Genomic DNA, 17,042 nt, shown 5'->3' on the forward strand with positions numbered 1-17,042 from the left:
TGCTCTTACAAAACCCATAAAATTTACCCAAACCATCCTGCGATCAAGACTATGAGTTCAACTCTTCAATTTTCGGATGATGCTTTTCGTTCTGGAACCACCACCGAGGAGAAAATCAATCAGGAGTTTACCCCAGACTCGGCCCCGGATCTGTTTTTGCGCTATCGTCTCAAGATTGTAGAGGATCTATGGGAAGAAGTGCTTCAGCAGGAATGTGGACTGCCATTAGTCAATCTGCTGAGACAGTTGCGATCGCTCTATTCTCCGGAAGGGGAACTCTCTGAAATCAAGGAAATTGAAGCCGTCAAGATGGTGGAAAACCTCGATCTCAATGAGGCAATTCGGGCGGCTCGAGCCTTTGCACTTTACTTTCAATTAATCAACATCGTTGAACAGCATTACGAACAGCGGGGGCAACAGCAGCAATATCGCGCTGCCTACGATCAGCCTACCCCCACTAATTTCCTGGATGAAGATCATCTACCCGATGCATCTGATCCAGAAGCAAAGGGCAGTACGCTTCATGCCAATTTTCTAGAAAAGAGCTTGGCTCCGTCTCCGCGCCGAGAAGCTGGAACGTTTCAATCGCTGTTTCCTAAGCTGCATCGCTTGAATGTGCCGCCGCGAGCCATTCAAACGCTGATTGATCAGCTAGATGTGCGCTTGGTGTTCACGGCCCATCCCACCGAAATTGTGCGCCATACTATTCGCGATAAACAGCGCCGCATTGCCAAAATTCTGCGTCAACTCGATCGCATCGATGAAGGACAGTTGTCATCCTGGGAGGCTGAGGAACTGCGGGCCCAACTCACCGAGGAAATTCGCTTGTGGTGGCGTACCGATGAACTGCACCAATTTAAGCCCACGGTGTTAGATGAAGTAGATTTCACGCTGCACTATTTTCAAGAAGTACTATTTGATACAATTCCCCAACTGTATCATCGCTTTTGCCGCGCCCTCAGCACTACGTTTCCACGGCTGCACCCACCCAAACACAATTTCTGTAAGTTTGGCTCTTGGGTGGGTTCCGATCGTGACGGTAACCCCTCTGTGACTCCTGAAGTCACCTGGAAAACGGCTTGCTATCAGCGCAATCTGGTTTTAGGTAAATACATTCAATCCATTAAAAATCTGACAAATTTGCTGAGTCTATCGCTGCACTGGAGTGATGTGTTACCAGAATTGCTGGAATCACTGGAACACGATCAGGCCCAACTGCCAGATGTATATGAAAAGCTGGCAATTCGCTATCGTCAAGAACCCTATCGCCTGAAATTAGCCTATATTCAAAAGCGCCTAGAGAACACCCACGATCGCAGCCTACAGCTCTACAACGGTGATTATTCGCAAATTGATCTGATTGATACTAACCCAGCGGCCATTTACCGCTCAGGTGATGAGTTTTTGGCAGAATTGAACTTGATTCGCCGCAACTTGGAAGAAACCGGACTCAGTTGCCGCGATTTGGATAACCTGATCTGTCAAGCAGAAATTTATGGTTTTAACCTAGCCCATCTTGATATTCGTCAAGAGAGTTCGCGTCACTCGGATACTTTGACTGAGATCAGCGACTATTTGCAAATCTTGCCGACGCCGTACAACGATCTCTCCGAAGAACAAAAGGTGCTGTGGCTGGCGACAGAACTGCAAACGCGGCGGCCGCTGATTCCCACTGAACTCTTTTTCTCAGATAAAGCCAACGAGACGATTCAAACCTTTCGCATGGTGCGTAAGCTTCAGCAAGAGTTTGGTGTGGAAATTTGCCAAACCTATATCATTAGCATGAGCCACCATGTCAGCGATCTGCTAGAAGTGCTGCTGCTCGCCAAAGAAGCAGGACTCTATGACCCTGCTACGGGTATTAGCACGATTCAAGTAGTGCCGCTGTTTGAAACCGTAGAAGATTTGCAGCGAGCGCCGTCTGTAATGCAGTCGCTGTTTGATTTGCCCCTTTACCACACATTGCTCAGGGGCGGGTTTGCGGCCCAGAACACTGGGAACTTTGCGCCGCCGCTTCAGGAAGTCATGCTGGGCTATTCTGATAGCAACAAGGATTCGGGCTTCCTCAGCAGCAATTGGGAAATTCACAAAGCTCAACAGTCGCTGCAAGCCATTTCCGAAAAAACGGGCATTGCCATTCGCATCTTTCACGGGCGCGGTGGGTCGGTCGGTCGGGGCGGTGGCCCTGCCTATGATGCCATCTTGGCTCAACCTGGACGCAGCATTGACGGGCGCATTAAAATCACCGAGCAGGGAGAAGTGTTGGCATCTAAGTACAATTTGCCAGAACTCGCACTCTATAACCTGGAAACGATCGCCACGGCCGTGTTACAGGCCAGCCTGTTACGCAGCGGGTTTGATGATATTCAACCGTGGCGCGAAATCATGGAAGAATTGGCCGCTCGATCGCGATCGCACTATCGCAATTTAATCTACGAGCAGCCGGATTTCCTCGACTTTTTCCTGAATGTGACGCCGATCGAAGAAATCAGCCAACTGCAAATTAGTTCTCGTCCGGCTCGACGTAGCGGCGGCAAGAAAGATCTCTCCAGTCTCCGAGCCATTCCTTGGGTGTTTAGCTGGACGCAAATTCGCGTACTACTGCCATCCTGGTATGGTGTCGGCACAGCGCTAAAGAGCTTTTTGGATGAAGAACCCGAAGAAAACCTGAAGCTATTGCGTTGTTTCTACTATAAGTGGCCGTTCTTCAAGATGGTGATCTCGAAGTGCGAAATGACTCTCTCGAAAGTAGACTTGAACATCGCTCACCACTATGTAGAAGAGTTGACTCATCCGGACGATCGTGATCGGTTCGAGCGAGTCTTTCAGCAAATTGTCAATGAATACTACCTCACTCGCGAATTAGTCTTGCGCATTACTGGACACGAGCGGTTACTAGATGGCGATCCTGACTTACAGCGCTCGGTGCAACTGCGCAACAGTACAATTGTGCCGCTGGGCTTTCTGCAAGTTTCCTTAGTGAAACGATTACGCCAACATAAAGCCAGTGCCAGTGCTGGAGCTATTCGATCGCGCTATAGCCGGGGTGAACTGTTGCGTGGGGCCCTGCTCACCATTAACGGCATTGCGGCTGGAATGCGGAATACTGGCTGATTAGAATGGAAAAGGCTAATAAAGGGGCTAAAGACTGAAGGCTACTAGCTCAACCAAAACTTCAGCTTTTACCTTTAAAGCTTTAGCATCTATCTTCTAGCCTTTTTCCTACCAGAGGTAGATCCATGAGTAGCCAGGATGAAATGAAGGGCATTGCCCAGGAAATTCAAGCGCAAGTGTTAATCCTGGGCACGTTTGTGGGTGTTATGTGGGTGCTAGAACTCATCGACATTCCGCTGGGCGGCACGCGGGGGTTCTGTAACGGGCTGAATCAATTTGGCATTTTTCCCCGCCAACTTTCTGGACTGCGCGGCATTTTGTTTGCGCCATTTCTACACGGCGGCTTTGGACATCTCATTGCCAATACCATTCCGTTTGTGACGCTGGGTTGGCTAGTGATGCTGCGCCGCACAATCGACTTCTTTTGGGTAACGGCGATTGCCATGTTTGTCGGTGGTATGGGAACGTGGCTATTGGGTGCACCCGGCTGTCATATTGGTGCGAGCGGGGTCATTTTTGGTTACTTGGGCTATCTCATTGCTCGCGGCTACTTCGAGCGCAAACTTCTATCGCTGTTGTTTTCGCTGATTGTGCTTGTGATGTATGGTGGTTTGCTGTGGGGAATTCTGCCCGTCCGCATTGGCATTTCCTGGGAGGGGCATTTGTTTGGTTTTCTAGGTGGAGTGGTTGCCGCCAAGCTGCTGGCTACCCCTCGGCGATCGTATAACTAACCGTAGCTTGCCTCATCCTTGATCTGCTTATGTCTGAGTGGTTAGAAATTGGCAAAATTGTGGGAGTTCAAGGGGTAAAGGGAGAAGTACGCATTTATCCCAATACCGATTTTCCAGAACGATTTGAGCAATCTGGAACTCGCTGGTTGCTGCGTCCTGGTAAAGCCGACCCAGAACCGATCGATCTACTCAGTGGGCGTTATCTACCTAATAAGGGACTCTATGTCGTGTCCTTTGCCGGTATTACCGATCGCAACCAAGCCGAACAACTGCGCGATTGCCGCCTGCTAGTGCCAGAAGCCGATCGACCCAAACTAGATGAGGATGAGTATCACGTGCTAGATTTGCTCAACCTGACAGTTTTTGATCAAGCCACCCAAACTTCGATTGGAACGGTGACAGATGTGATTGCAGCAGGAAATGATCTGCTGGAAGTCAAGCTGCATGTCGCAAACACCTCGGCTACCGTATTAATTCCCTTTGTAAAAGCGATCGTTCCCGTGGTGGACTTGGTGCAAAAGCGCATCGAGATTACACCACCCCCTGGCTTAATTGAGTTGTAGCGATAGACTGAGGCGGCTAAACTCTGGTTGGGAAAGTATGTAGAACCTAGCTCCGACATAGCTCACTCTGTGTTTCGTCAGCCTCCTGTCCAGGCGGCTTGCTTTCTCTTAAAAGATCCTCAAATGGGTTCTATAAAACTTGCCTCTGTCGCTGAGATATTCTACTGTCGCTAAGATAGCCTAAGCTAAGTAAAGACACTTAATTATTCATTCCAACCATCATGATTCTTCCAGGCTCAGCAGTCCGTGTCATCAACATCAATGATATTTATTACGGTTATCAAGGGCTAGTTCAACGAATTAGTGCCGACCAAGTCGCGGTATTATTTGAAGGCGGAAATTGGGATAAGTTGGTTAGTTTTAAACTATCTGAACTCGAAGCTGTTGACGCAACGGCAGGTCGTGGTAAGAAGTAATTTGAGCGGTTAGAAATCAGGGGTCAGGGGTTAAGAAAAGAGCGATATTTTGATTTGAGCTAGGTGTCGCAATGAAGGCGGCCACTAAATTCGCAGCCATCCTAATCCTTAGTCCCCAATCCCCAACTCTCAACCTTCAATTTCCACCCCCTGATTCTCCAATTCCATCTCATGCGCTTATCTCTGCCTCAATTTGCTACTGCCGATCGCCGACCGGGTCATATTGCCGAGGTGATTGAAACCTCGACCACCGAATTTTTAGCTCAATGTCTAGAGCCAGAAGACTTGAGCTTTGCCGTGATGCCGCCGTTTGGCAGTTGGGTAAAGGCGATCGATGAGGAATCAGGGAATCAAATCTACGCGGTGGTCTATCATGCCACCACGAGTCCGATTGATTCGGTGCATCGAGCTAGAGCTTTAGGTCTATCGTTACAAGAACTGCGGGAACAGCAACCGCAGATTTTTGCCATGCTGAAAACCGAGTTTCGAGCCGCGATCGTCGGATTTCAGCTTTCCGCTCCGACTCAGAATGGAGCGCAGCATCGATCGAATGGAACGAATGGAGCTACTAACAAAGCCACCAGGAGTACGACACCCGTTGGTAGTGACAGCCTATATCAACACTTGCCGCCTCGTCCACCCCAGGTGCACCAAGCGGTATTTCGCTGTGCCTCGGACGAAGTAGTGCAGTTTAGCGATCGACTCGATTTTTTGCGAACCTTGTTGCAACTCAGCAGTGCACCTGTGGATGCATTGGTAGCCGCCACCCTACGAGAAGTGTATCAACTGCGACAAGCCGATCGTCGCTGGCTGGTCGAGGCTGGCCGATCGCTCAGCGTTCTGCTAAAAGATGACTACGATCGATTGCGAATTATTTTGCAGCAAGTGCATGTATAGAGTCATGCATGGATCGCAAGGGCTTGGCCGAGGGTCTAGCGTGTCCTGTAAACAAATAAATATAGGTGCCCGCCCTTCTCTTTCCTATTTCTGCCGCAGCGCCAACATCAATCCATCGGCGATCGGCACCAAACTAGGAATCACCCGATCGTCGTCGCGAATTTTTTGATTGAGGTTCCGAATAGCATTCGTGCGGCTATCCTGCACCGTTGGGTCAGCAACTTTTCCAGACCACAGCACATTATCAATTGCAATCAGTCCTCCGACGCGCACCAATTGCAGCGTCCGTTCGTAATAGGCATCATAGCTACTTTTGTCGGCATCAATGAACGCAAAGTCGAAGCTGTTGGCCTGTCCTTCAGCTAACAGTCGATCGAGTGTGTCAAGGGCTGGAGCTAAGTATAGTTTAATTTTGTCTGTCACTCCGGCCAATTGCCAATAGCGTTGAGCAATTTTCGTGTATTCGTCGCTGACATCGCAGGCAATCATCTGACCATCTGCAGGTAAAGCTAAGGCAACGCACAGCGAACTATAGCCCGTAAATACGCCTATTTCTAGGGTTTTTTTGGCTGCCATGAGTCGCACCAACAGCGCCATGAACTGACCCTGTTCAGGTGAAATTTGCATTTGACTCATAGGATGCTCGGCGGTTTCTTGTCGCAGTTTTTGTAACACCTCGGGTTCCCGCAAGGAAGATGAGAGTAAATATGTGTACTGTTCATCAGTTAAGCCCAGCGATTGTTTGGTCATGGCAAATCATCCGATCGGGTGACACGAAAGTATGAGGTGAGGCTGATGTTGGTTTGTCTAAATAGAAGGACGATTGAACCACCAAGGAACTATCGCCGTATGAATACAACGTAGACTCTACCCCTTAAGGACATCCTTTCATGAAAACTGCGTCTCGAAAAGCTCGTTTAATTCGGTTTTTACAAGAAGAGTTGCGCATTCCAGCCGACTCGATTCAGGTGGCATTGCGGCATCATCAAGAATCGTTACCAAACTTATTGCCAATGGTGTTGTGGCAGTATGGACTTGTGAGCTTAGAGCAACTAGACCAAATCTTTGATTGGCTGGAAACAGCCCAATGATCGAGGTGACGCAGCCAGGGTAAGAAACTGGGAGTTGGTCTGCGATCGAGCGGGTAGTCAGATCAACGCATCAATCAACGCAATAATAAAACACTCTATTAAAGTGTCGAAATTCTTAAGTTTTTAAGCTTAGTCAAGCCATTTCTCAGATTCATTCTGAACGATAGACCCCTTCAATCAGTGATTCGATCGCAACAATCAGATCGACGTCGTGCCACTGGAGGAACAGGATTAGGGCTAGCGATTGCCAAAATGTTAGTGGAAAGTCTGGGTGGCGAAATCACCGTTTGATCTGAACCTGAACAAGGCAGTATGTTTACAAAGCTCCTGTCATTTTTTTGACTGCTAAAGATGAAGTAACTGATCGCATTGAAGGATTGGATGCGGGAGCAGATGACTATATGGTGAAGCCGTTCAGTCTTGAGGAATTGCTGGTACGGGTGCGGGCCCATTTGCGACGCACACAGGAACCCAACGTGGATCTATTGCAGTTTGAAGATTTGACCCTGAATCGTAAAACTCGTGAAATTTTTCGGGGAAAACGAGCGATCGAACTCACGGCTTCATACTGTACGCAGTGTTGGTTACGTGTTGCGAGAATAGGAGTCTGTGTAACTTGTCTATGGCGATTGATGAGTCTCACTACCTTGGGTAGAGCTTAGCGCTGTACCATTAATTACCGATGAGTATACCGATGGAATGATTAAAGTGTAACTAGAAGTATAAAATAAAAAGCGGATAATTGTATCATCAGCTTGGGCAAGTTTGCAGAGCATAAATCTATATTTTAAGTAAGGTAAATTAACCTTTGAAAGATACAGATTGTTGCAGAGGCGATCGAACGATCGCCCCCACAAACAGAGACTATGCCAGCAATTCACCTGTTTCTTGCAGCGTATGCAAGCGGTGGTAAATGCCCCCTCGCGTCAGCAGTTGCTCGTGGCTTCCCACTTCAAGGATTCGACCCTGATCAAGTACCACAATTTTGTCGGCTTCCCGCACAGTACTGAGTCGGTGAGCAATGATGATCGTGGTACGAGTGCCGAGAATGCTGCGCATGGCCAACTGAATCGATCGCTCGGATTCGTAGTCTAGGCTGGAGGTAGCTTCATCAAACACCAGCACATCCGGATTCATGAGCAACGCTCGTGCAATGCCCAATCGCTGCCGCTGTCCACCTGATAAGCGCACACCCCGCTCACCCACAACCGTGTAGTATCCATTGGGTAGAAGGTGAATGAACTCATCGACTCTGGCAATTTGACACGCTTTCTCGATTTCCTCAAACGTAACCAAGGGATTGCCGTATTTGAGGTTATCTAACAATGTGCCGTTGAAGACATCTACTTCTTGGTGAACGATCGCCAGTCGTCGTCGATAGCCAGTGATGTCCAAACTGCGCGTATCTTGCCCGTCAATCAGAATCCGACCCTGTTGAGGATCAAAGTACCGAAACAGCAGCTTCACCATGGTTGACTTTCCTGAACCCGATCGGCCCACCAAGGCCACCGTTTGGTACGGTTCGATCAGCAAGTTGATGTCTTGCAACACCGGGCGATCGGCATCATAGCCAAAGTAGATGCGATCGAAATGTACCTTTCCTGTGAACCGATAATGACGCACGGCTTCGGGTGGGTCAGCCAAATTAGCGGAATCGTCGCCAACGGGAAGCTTCATGAACTGATGCAATCGCTGCATGGACGCATAGCGACGGGCAAACACTTCGGCTAAGCCGCTAATCGGTTCAAGTTCTGCATAAGCCATGCTTGAAACCGTTAACGTGGTGATGAAATGTCCCAGCGAAATCTGTCCTTGCAGCGTGGCCCATAGCGTCAGCGCCAATACCACAAATACCGAAGTTTGAATCACGAATCGCTGCCAGGTAAACAGAATTGTGTACCCTTTGTGAATCCGCAAGCTGACAATCTTGAACTGTCGTTGCAGCCGCTCTTGCTGTCGTTGCAGTTCTTTGGCTTCGGTGGCAAATGCCTTCACCGTTTTGATGTTAGTAATGATCTCAGATGTCCGGCTTTCGGTGTTCTCTTCATAGCGATCGAGAACCTCTTCTTTCGTAATTAACTGTTTTAGCGTCTTCCAAGTGAACCAAAGAATGACTACGAATGATAACAGAAAAAGGATTGCGATTCGCCAATCAATCACTAAAATTAGAACAAAAATGCCCACTACTCGCAGAATCTTCGGAATCATTTGACCCGAAATTTCGGGATATGTCCAAGTATGATTGGATAATCCTCTAGCGACTCGTCCGGCAATCCGTCCAGCGTTGTTTTCGTCGTAGAACTCCAATGGCAAAGTGAGAATTTTGGCGATTGTGCGCCCAGTGTGATCTCGGCGCGATCGTAGGGCAATATCCCAGTGAAACCAGTGGCTTAGCCAGGGTTGCAGCGGCGCACGCACCACTGTTACGACAAAAATAATCCCGAGCAGTACCGCAACAGACAAGGATTGGCTGGGCGGCTGTTGGGCCAGTGTAGCAATTTGATTGGTAAACAATTGCAGCGGCGCATCGATCGCCTGATTCGACAGAACATTTAGCAGTTGACCAATTGTGTAAGGCACAACCAGATCAATAATTTCAAACAGGCTGCTCATCGCAATACTGAAGATTGCGAGCGACCAATACGATCGGAAGTAGCGCACAAGATCTAAGAAATTTGCCATAGGTGATGCGCCTCACTAATAAAAATCAGACAGACTTAGGGGTGATGTTAGTGAACAGTCAGCCCGCAACAAGAAACATCAGCATAAACAATTGACAGCAAAGGTTCGCGGAATTGAAATCACAATCCTAGAAGGATGGATGCGATGAAACCATGGACAATGACAGGATTTTTTAGAAGAAGTCGGTAATCCTCAATAAGAACAGATATGAATAAACATAATCAGATTGGAATTACTCTAAAGGAGAAATCGAAATGATGGTCCTTAGAACAAAAATATAAGGACAATAGAATAAAACTGAACCCGTGTAGCAACGATAAAGCTATACTACAGATTGTGTTACAAGGTTTCCAGAAAACAGATTGAACCTGTACAGTAGTTTCGATCGACAATGCGTTTTGTAGAGTAGGCAGTGCCCCTCTATCTAGGCTGCACCAAGCTCGATGCAGGTTAATGGTTGGCTTTCGGTTATTAAATACAGTTGCATTGCTACAGTTGCATTGCTTACGAAACGTTGAAGGATGTCTGACTACTCATTGTAACACATATGTAGTATATGCTGGCAAGCGCTAGCCCTAAGAAACCTATTGTGCTTTGACGATTCTATTAGGGCAATTCTATTAGGGCGATCGATTGCCCCTTCTCCTGGTAATGAAGCATACTCAGCAAAAAGGGCAGTACCGAGACTGCCCGCATTCATCAATGTTACCAACCAAAATTAGCAAATTTAAGCAATTCTAAATGGGGAAGGTTAGTTAAAGGCATAGGCCGATTGCAACGCCCATACAACTAGAAAGGCGATCGAGCCTAGAATGAGCAGCGCCGAAAGCGTCACAGCAAAGGTGCTGTCTGCTCCCTTAAATTTCATAATTCCCCGATTCATGTCTGTCATAGTATGCGTCTTCTCCCTACAAAGCTGGGGTCGTTCAGGCTTGCACAGAGCCACGTACACAGTTGATAACCTGGCAAGACAAGGGCAATAACTTGTACCTATCTTCCTCCATTATTTTAGCCAGCCTCCCTGCAAGTCCAGCGTCAAGCCGCACACTTTAACGTTTTTTTCTCAATTTGTTGAACAATTCGTTGAAATGGCCGTTGTTCACGGGAACTTTTTTTAGACATTGTAGTCTAGGCAACTTGCTCATTAAACCAATAGCTCTTTAACAAACTAAAGTCGTGTATTAATCATTCACTGTTGCAACTCGGTGATTGAGTTTTGTCTACTGAATCACAGATTGCTTAATCTACAGGTGTGCAAAGCACATAAGGATATTTATCTATGAAAACCGTCAATATTGGTGTGTTATTGCTTCCAGTTGCACTAGCAACAATTCCCCTCTCTGCCGAGGCGCAAGTATCTAGAACGACGTATGTCTATCAATGTGACGAAGGGGGCACTTTTAAGGCAGAGTTTGTTCCAGAAGGAGCCGTTGTTTACTTGGGTAACGAAACGCTGACCTTGGAACAGATTCCAGCGGCTTCTGGGGCACGCTACTCAGATGGCTCCACTACGCTTTATACCAAGGAAAACGAAGCGTTTGTCGAGGTGGATGGTGAAACGGTGCTAAACAACTGCACCGTTCAGCTAGACTCGATCGAAGGTTCTACTGAAGCAGAAACAACGATCGATGGATCAGTGACAGAGGAATCGGTGGAGGGCGAAACGACCACCCTAGAGGAGTCTGCCACCGTAGAAAGCACCAGGCTAGAGGGCACAACGACCACTGAACAAACCACAATTCAACGGACTGAAACCACCCAGCAAACTACTACTCCAGCGCCTGCCCAAACGACCCCGGCTCCGGCTCCCAGTCCTGCCGCTAGCCCAGCCCCCGTGCGGGCTCTGTGGTAATGCCCGTTCTCTAATACCCATTCTCTATTCAGTTGCACCGGATGCCAACCCTTCCCACCCTCCCTTTTTGGCAAGGAGGAGGAGCCACCAGCGGTGGGGTGAATGCGATGCCGCATGCCAACGAATGGGGATGAACACGATTACATGTTGTGAGATACATGTTGTGAGGGCGATCGATGGATCGCCCTTTCTTTTGTAGGCAGCTACTGTAAGTGGCTGCAAAGAGACTGGGTACTATTAACCGATGGGGCGTTGCTGAATTTAAGTTGGATTTGCCGATTTGCCCTTATCTTCACCCCTGCTTCCGGAGAGAGAAGAGCGTCGGAACACTCGTTCCCTCTCCCAACGGAGCAAGGGTGAGGGTGAGGCAGCCTAGAGTCAGATCTCGATTCAGCCATGCCACCGATGGTTTAGCTTGAGTTCAACCCATCGGAGAACGCTGTGAAAGTTGCATTTCTAATTTTGGTTGGCATTGTTGGGTTATTGAGCATCGTTGAGGTAGGCTTGCGATCGGGGTTTGGCTTTGGTCAGCCGTTGTTGTACCTACCTGATGCCCACATGGGGTATCTGTTGGCTCCCAATCAACGCACGCGCCGCTTCGGAAATCGGATTGAAATTAATCAGTATTCCATGCGAGGAGCCGCGATTACTGCCACTCGTCCTCCACAAACGTTGCGAGTGCTGTTAATTGGGGATTCGATCGTCAATGGCGGCTGGTGGACGGATCAAAACCAGACCCTGTCCGCCCTATTACAACAGTATCTCTACACTCAACCGACCGGCTATCAACACGTCGAAATCTTAAATGCCTCTGCTAACTCATGGGGGCCGCGCAACGAACTGGCATATCTACAGCACTTCGGCGGTTTCGAGGCGCAAGTGATTGTGTTGCTCATCAACACTGACGATCTGTTTGCTACAACGCCAACCTCGGTACAAGTGGGGCGCGATCGCAACTACCCTAACCGCAAACCGCCGCTGGCGCTGATTGAAGTGATCCACCGCTACCTCACCAAACCCCAACCCATTCCAGAACTGGAAGCTGTTCAACGAGAAGGGGGCGATCGAGTGGGAGCCAATTTGGCAGCGATTGAGGCTATACAAACAATCGCGGCTCAGTCTAATGCACAATTCCTGTTGGGGATAACGCCACTGCTGCGAGAAGTAGGAGGTTCTGGCCCTCGTGATTACGAGAAAACGGCCCGGCAGCGCCTCACCCATTTCACCCAACAACAGCAAATTCCCTTCATCGATTTTCTGCCCATGTTCAATGCCGCCGCCAATCCCAATTCCTTTTACCGAGATTCCATTCACCTTAACTCGATCGGCAATCAGCAGGTGGTAGAACAAATTGGCAAGAAAATTCAAGCAAGTTTCGCATCACGCAATCACAGAAAATAATTAGAATCCAGCAGGTTTCACTTGTTCCCACAGCGATCGATGTCTGCTTCAGCAAAAGACACTGCCTGCGCTGTTGCAACTCAGTCAAGTAATCTTAGACTAATAGCCCTAATAGCCAACAACGCCTCAAACTAGGCACATGAAACCCGCTTATCTCGGTATTGACTTTGGAACCTCTGGCGCACGGGCGATCGTCATTGACGCCGATCGGCAAATCCAAGCCCAAACTAGTATCAAGTTTGCCGCCTCGATTGCCGCAGCCGATTTAGCAGAGAGTTGGCGAACCACCTTATTTCAGCTAATTGCGCAATTGCCAGCAGAACTACGTTCACAACTTCAGTCGATCGCCATCAATGGGACTTCTTCCACCGTGCTCATTTGTGATTGTCAAGGGCAGCCAATTGCCCCACCTCTGCTCTACAACGATGCGCGAGGAGCCACTGCGTTAGATCAGGTGAAAGCGATTGCCCCACCCAATCACACGGTTGTCAGCGCCACATCTAGCTTGGCAAAACTGCTGTGGTTGGCGGAAGAGAGGGAACAGGGAACAGGGAGGAGGGAACAGGAGGAGGATTCTCGGTCTAGGAACTTGTCCACTTACCCCGCTCCCCACTTTCTTCACCAAGCTGACTGGCTCTCTTTCCTGCTGCATGGCAAGTTGGGAATTAGCGACTATCACAATGCGCTGAAGTTGGGCTATGACGTGGGGGAGTTGCGCTATCCTGGCTGGTTGCAGCGTGCGTCAATTCCGTTTCAACTACCAATCGTTGTGGCACCGGGAACGCCGATCGCTCCTGTGCAGGTAGACCTATCCGAGCGGTTTGGTTTGCCGACTGACTGTATGGTCTGTGCGGGAACAACCGACAGCATTGCCGCTTTTCTTGCCAGTGGTGCAGCGTCACCCGGTGAAGCGGTGACATCGTTAGGCTCAACGTTAGTCCTCAAATTATTGAGCGAAGCCCGCGTTGATGATAGTCACTACGGCATTTACAGCCATCGATTGGGGAATTTATGGCTAGTGGGTGGTGCATCAAACACCGGAGGAGCCGTGTTGCAACAGTTTTTTACAGCCGAAGAGCTACAATCTCTGAGCCAACAGATTCAGCCCGATCGCCCCAGTCCCTTCAACTATTACCCTTTACCCAAACCCGGCGAACGCTTCCCGATCAATGATCCCGCCTTGTCACCTCGCCTAGAACCCCGTCCAAATAATCCTGTCGAATTTCTGCATGGTTTATTAGAAAGCATAGCCCGCATCGAAGCAGAAGGATACCAACGCTTGCAACAACTAGGAGCCACGGCTCTGACTCAGGTCTACACGGCTGGCGGCGGAGCCAAAAATGCTGCATGGACAATGATTCGATCGCGCCACTTACACGTCCCAGTCCTTCCATCTGCGCAAACCGAAGCCGCCTATGGTACGGCTTTACTAGCAAGGAAAGGAAGGGAGGAACAAGGAACGATGAGGAAGGAAAAAATGTAAGGGCAGTACCTATGTGTCTGCCCAGATAAGGATGAAGGATGAGAGATGAAGGCTAAACTCAACCCCTATTCTCTACTCCCTATTCTCAACCCTCTCCATCGGTTCTCTCTCCTGAAACAGATCGGCTTTCTTACCCTTAAGACACTTCAACAACCGCAGGCAACTTGTCAGAATTAAGGGGTAGTTGAGAGGAGACCCATAATGAATCCTATTCAAGCTGTCTATGACTGGTATCGCAATACGCTTCGTAATCCCAAATACCGTTGGTGGCTAATTGGTGGCTCGCTACTGTATTTGCTCAGCCCGATCGACATTGCTCCAGATTTTATTCCTGTCATTGGACAAATTGATGATGTTTTGTTGATGACGCTGTTGGTATCGGAAGTATCACAATTGTTGATCGATCGGGTTAAAAAGAATAAAAGCGGCGGCACTCCTGAAGTGGTGGCAGATGCTCAACCAGCAACAAAAACGCCAGTGGATGTTAATGCGGTTCAGGTTGACTAGTCTCAATTTCGAGTTTCAAAATTCTGGGTTTCAATGGAGTAGGGGGACGATCGATCGTCTCCCTTCTTTGTATTTGTACGTATAAATTTTTTATAAAACCATCGATCGCGACGCGGTGACCTCGTTTTATCATGATCAAAACGATTTGGAGGGCAGATGCACACGCTGCGAGTTGGAATTGCTGGCCCCGTTGGCTCTGGAAAAACGGCCTTGGTGGATGCTTTGTGCAAAGCCATGCGAGATCACTTCAATATTGCCGTTGTTACCAATGACATCTATACCCAAGAAGATGCCCAGTTTTTGGTGCGCAGTCAGGCCCTAGAGCGCGATCGGATTATTGGCGTGGAAACGGGTGGCTGTCCTCATACAGCGATTCGGGAGGATGCTTCGATTAATTTAGTGGCGATCGAACAACTAGAGCGCAGCTTCAACCAACTTGATTTAGTTTTCGTTGAAAGCGGCGGCGATAATCTGGCGTCTACCTTCAGTCCAGAACTGGTCGATCTAACCATTTATGTGATTGATGTAGCGGCTGGTGACAAAATTCCGCGCAAAGGTGGGCCGGGGATCACTCGATCTGACCTGCTGGTAATTAACAAAATTGATCTTGCTCCGCTGGTTGGAGCCAATTTAGAGGTAATGGAGCGCGACGCTCGCAAAATGCGAGGGGAAAAGCCATTTGTATTCACAAATCTTAAAACTAAGCAAGGGTTAGAAGTAGTTATTGATTTAATTACGCTTCACCTGGAAAAACAGGATCGGGCTAGCAATATAGCAACTTAGTCAGTTTTAACCATCCCTCCAAAGCGGGTTTTATTTTTATAAGGCTTGGGTTCTGTAGTTTAGAATACAATTCCTTGTCGATCGCAGCCATACTATCGCTGAGTAGCTTAATTACTTACTGTAGTCAACTATTCAGCCCTCAGAGAGGAGTTGTAACGTTCATGGCAAGGCAATTTGGTCGCCGTAGATTTTTGATGTATGGTTCCGCTGCATTAGGAACCAGTGTTCTCTTGAAAGCTTGCGCCAACGGTGAAACCACTAGCACAAGTGAGTCTCCAGCCGCTACCGATGCAGGAACACAAGTGGCGGCTTCTCCAGCTGCTAGCGGAGATGCAATCAAGGTAGGAGTGCTGCACTCACTCAGCGGCACGATGGCTATCAGCGAAAAGAGCGTTGTTGATTCAACCCTGCTGGCGATCGAAGAAATTAACAATGCAGGTGGTGTGCTAGGCAAACAAATTCAGCCGATTGTGGAAGACGGCGCATCCGATTGGCCCACGTTTGCGGAAAAAGCACGCAAATTGATCGAAGAAGACCAAGTAGTAGTGGTCTTTGGTTGTTGGACCTCTGCCAGCCGTAAAGCAGTACTACCCGTATTTGAAGAGAAGAACCACATGCTCTTCTATCCGGTGCAGTATGAAGGGCAGGAATGCTCCAAAAATATTTTTTACACCGGGGCGGCCCCCAACCAACAGATCGAACCCTCAGTAGACTGGTTGCTGGAAAATAAGGGAACCGATTTCTATCTGGTGGGTTCAGATTATGTCTTCCCGCGTACCGCTAACACCATTATCAAAGCGCAACTAGAAGCGAAGAATGGTACGACAGTAGGTGAAGATTATCTGCCCTTGGGCAACACGGAAGTTGCGCCGATTATTGCCAAGATTCGATCGGCGTTACCCAACGGCGGTGTGATTTACAACACTCTCAACGGCGACAGCAACGTGGCTTTCTTCAAGCAGTTGAAGGGCGCAGGGTTAGGTCCCGATCGCTATCCGGTGATGTCGGTCAGTATTGCCGAAGAAGAAGTGAAGGCGATCGGCACTGACTTCCTGGAGGGGCAATATGCCGCGTGGAACTACTTCATGACCGTCGATTCGCCTGCTAACACGAAGTTTGTGGATGCGTTCAGGGCGAAGTACGGCAACGAACGAGTCACCAACGATCCGATGGAAGCGGGCTATATCTCGGTCAACATCTGGAAACAAGCCGTGGAGCAAGCGGGCAGCGAAGGCACGCCTACGGACCTTGAGGCGGTGCGTCAAGCGGCCTATGGTCAAACCTTCGAGGCTCCCGGTGGAACCGTGACGATGAACACAAATCATCACTTGTCGAAGACAGTACGAATCGGGGAAGTGCGCGATGATGGTTTGTTTGAGATTGTCTACGCTACCGATGGTCCGGTTGACCCAGTGCCTTGGAACCAATTTGTAGCCGAAACGCAGGGCTTTACCTGTGACTGGACGAAGACCGACGAGGCAAACCCCGGCAAGTTCAAGGCATAACTCAAATCTGAGAGCAA

15 protein-coding genes and 2 pseudogenes are annotated in these 17,042 nt (G+C 48.8%); 14 read left to right on the forward strand and 3 right to left on the reverse strand.

What is annotated here, in order from left to right:
- The first annotated feature begins 51 nt into the window (after window positions 1–51).
- From ppc to OXH18_RS11350, 5 genes are all read left to right on the forward strand, one after another.
- Window positions 52–3,114 (forward strand): phosphoenolpyruvate carboxylase, encoded by a 3,063-nt coding sequence (gene ppc, locus OXH18_RS11330; protein WP_268612892.1) that lies wholly within the window; start codon window positions 52–54, stop codon window positions 3,112–3,114.
- Between the two features lie 125 nt (window positions 3,115–3,239).
- The gene (locus OXH18_RS11335) at window positions 3,240–3,845 is read left to right on the forward strand and encodes a rhomboid family intramembrane serine protease (protein ID WP_268612893.1); all 606 of its coding nucleotides are present in this window, start codon (window positions 3,240–3,242) and stop codon (window positions 3,843–3,845) included.
- A 29-nt stretch (window positions 3,846–3,874) separates the two neighbouring features.
- On the forward strand, window positions 3,875–4,408 hold the full coding sequence (gene rimM / locus OXH18_RS11340) for a ribosome maturation factor RimM (protein ID WP_268612894.1): 534 nt from the start codon (window positions 3,875–3,877) through the stop codon (window positions 4,406–4,408).
- Between the two features lie 221 nt (window positions 4,409–4,629).
- Window positions 4,630–4,824 carry an NAD(P)H dehydrogenase subunit NdhS gene (locus tag OXH18_RS11345; RefSeq protein WP_268612895.1) on the forward strand — a complete coding sequence of 65 codons (195 nt, stop codon included), beginning with the start codon at window positions 4,630–4,632 and terminating at the stop codon, window positions 4,822–4,824.
- Between the two features lie 171 nt (window positions 4,825–4,995).
- Entirely contained in the window at window positions 4,996–5,721 is a 726-nt protein-coding gene (locus OXH18_RS11350; RefSeq protein ID WP_268612896.1) for an HAS-barrel domain-containing protein, read from the forward strand.
- Between the two features lie 84 nt (window positions 5,722–5,805).
- Here the strand turns inward: OXH18_RS11350 and OXH18_RS11355 are convergent, their stop codons facing one another.
- The gene (locus OXH18_RS11355) at window positions 5,806–6,471 is read right to left on the reverse strand and encodes a class I SAM-dependent methyltransferase (RefSeq protein ID WP_268612897.1); all 666 of its coding nucleotides are present in this window, start codon (window positions 6,469–6,471) and stop codon (window positions 5,806–5,808) included.
- A gap of 140 nt (window positions 6,472–6,611) precedes the next feature.
- Between OXH18_RS11355 and OXH18_RS11360 the strand changes: the two genes are divergently transcribed.
- The 3 genes and pseudogenes from OXH18_RS11360 to OXH18_RS25195 form a co-directional block, all read left to right on the forward strand.
- A complete protein-coding gene (locus OXH18_RS11360) occupies window positions 6,612–6,812 on the forward strand; it encodes a DUF2949 domain-containing protein (RefSeq protein ID WP_268612898.1) in 201 nt (66 codons plus the stop codon).
- 198 nt (window positions 6,813–7,010) lie between these two features.
- A pseudogene (locus OXH18_RS11365) lies at window positions 7,011–7,103 on the forward strand (ATP-binding protein); the annotation flags it as partial.
- Window positions 7,104–7,132: 29 nt separating this feature from the next.
- Window positions 7,133–7,375: pseudogene (locus tag OXH18_RS25195) on the forward strand (response regulator); the annotation flags it as partial.
- Window positions 7,376–7,676: 301 nt separating this feature from the next.
- On the opposite strand, the gene OXH18_RS11375 reads toward OXH18_RS25195, so the two are convergent.
- Window positions 7,677–9,494, reverse strand: coding sequence for an ABC transporter ATP-binding protein (locus tag OXH18_RS11375; protein ID WP_268612900.1), 1,818 nt, complete (start codon window positions 9,492–9,494; stop codon window positions 7,677–7,679).
- A 751-nt stretch (window positions 9,495–10,245) separates the two neighbouring features.
- Complete coding sequence (locus tag OXH18_RS11380) at window positions 10,246–10,386, reverse strand: hypothetical protein (RefSeq protein ID WP_268612901.1); 141 nt, start codon at window positions 10,384–10,386, stop codon at window positions 10,246–10,248.
- Between the two features lie 387 nt (window positions 10,387–10,773).
- On the opposite strand from OXH18_RS11380, the gene OXH18_RS11385 reads away from it, so the two are divergent.
- The 6 genes from OXH18_RS11385 to urtA all read left to right on the forward strand — a co-directional run bounded on the left by OXH18_RS11385 (window position 10,774) and on the right by urtA (window position 17,025).
- On the forward strand, window positions 10,774–11,346 hold the full coding sequence (locus tag OXH18_RS11385; protein ID WP_268612902.1) for an MliC family protein: 573 nt from the start codon (window positions 10,774–10,776) through the stop codon (window positions 11,344–11,346).
- 441 nt (window positions 11,347–11,787) lie between these two features.
- Window positions 11,788–12,747, forward strand: a complete 960-nt coding sequence (locus tag OXH18_RS11390) for an SGNH/GDSL hydrolase family protein (protein WP_268612903.1) — start codon at window positions 11,788–11,790, stop codon at window positions 12,745–12,747.
- A gap of 139 nt (window positions 12,748–12,886) precedes the next feature.
- Window positions 12,887–14,230: an FGGY-family carbohydrate kinase gene (locus OXH18_RS11395; protein ID WP_268612904.1), complete on the forward strand. Its 1,344-nt coding sequence runs from the start codon at window positions 12,887–12,889 to the stop codon at window positions 14,228–14,230.
- Between the two features lie 201 nt (window positions 14,231–14,431).
- Entirely contained in the window at window positions 14,432–14,737 is a 306-nt protein-coding gene (locus OXH18_RS11400; RefSeq protein WP_268612905.1) for a YkvA family protein, read from the forward strand.
- Between the two features lie 156 nt (window positions 14,738–14,893).
- Window positions 14,894–15,520 carry an urease accessory protein UreG gene (gene ureG, locus OXH18_RS11405; protein ID WP_268612906.1) on the forward strand — a complete coding sequence of 209 codons (627 nt, stop codon included), beginning with the start codon at window positions 14,894–14,896 and terminating at the stop codon, window positions 15,518–15,520.
- 161 nt (window positions 15,521–15,681) lie between these two features.
- A complete protein-coding gene (gene urtA / locus OXH18_RS11410; RefSeq protein ID WP_268612907.1) occupies window positions 15,682–17,025 on the forward strand; it encodes an urea ABC transporter substrate-binding protein in 1,344 nt (447 codons plus the stop codon).
- Window positions 17,026–17,042: the final 17 nt, after the last annotated feature.

It is taken from the genome of Thermocoleostomius sinensis A174 (genome assembly GCF_026802175.1).
GTDB classification, from domain to species: Bacteria; Cyanobacteriota; Cyanobacteriia; order Elainellales; family Elainellaceae; genus Thermocoleostomius; species Thermocoleostomius sinensis.

Excerpts from the sequence above, each read along its gene's own strand:
- OXH18_RS11355 (WP_268612897.1), bottom strand. The coding sequence starts at position 6,471 with ATGACCAAACAATCGCTGGGCTTAACTGATGAACAGTACACATATTTA.
- OXH18_RS11380 (WP_268612901.1), bottom strand. The coding sequence starts at position 10,386 with ATGACAGACATGAATCGGGGAATTATGAAATTTAAGGGAGCAGACAGC.
- OXH18_RS11385 (WP_268612902.1), top strand. The coding sequence starts at position 10,774 with ATGAAAACCGTCAATATTGGTGTGTTATTGCTTCCAGTTGCACTAGCA.
- OXH18_RS11345 (WP_268612895.1), top strand. The coding sequence starts at position 4,630 with ATGATTCTTCCAGGCTCAGCAGTCCGTGTCATCAACATCAATGATATT.
- OXH18_RS11360 (WP_268612898.1), top strand. The coding sequence starts at position 6,612 with ATGAAAACTGCGTCTCGAAAAGCTCGTTTAATTCGGTTTTTACAAGAA.
- ppc (WP_268612892.1), top strand. The coding sequence starts at position 52 with ATGAGTTCAACTCTTCAATTTTCGGATGATGCTTTTCGTTCTGGAACC.
- ureG (WP_268612906.1), top strand. The coding sequence starts at position 14,894 with ATGCACACGCTGCGAGTTGGAATTGCTGGCCCCGTTGGCTCTGGAAAA.
- OXH18_RS11335 (WP_268612893.1), top strand. The coding sequence starts at position 3,240 with ATGAGTAGCCAGGATGAAATGAAGGGCATTGCCCAGGAAATTCAAGCG.
- OXH18_RS11375 (WP_268612900.1), bottom strand. The coding sequence starts at position 9,494 with ATGGCAAATTTCTTAGATCTTGTGCGCTACTTCCGATCGTATTGGTCG.
- OXH18_RS11400 (WP_268612905.1), top strand. The coding sequence starts at position 14,432 with ATGAATCCTATTCAAGCTGTCTATGACTGGTATCGCAATACGCTTCGT.
- OXH18_RS11350 (WP_268612896.1), top strand. The coding sequence starts at position 4,996 with ATGCGCTTATCTCTGCCTCAATTTGCTACTGCCGATCGCCGACCGGGT.
- urtA (WP_268612907.1), top strand. The coding sequence starts at position 15,682 with ATGGCAAGGCAATTTGGTCGCCGTAGATTTTTGATGTATGGTTCCGCT.
- OXH18_RS11395 (WP_268612904.1), top strand. The coding sequence starts at position 12,887 with ATGAAACCCGCTTATCTCGGTATTGACTTTGGAACCTCTGGCGCACGG.
- rimM (WP_268612894.1), top strand. The coding sequence starts at position 3,875 with ATGTCTGAGTGGTTAGAAATTGGCAAAATTGTGGGAGTTCAAGGGGTA.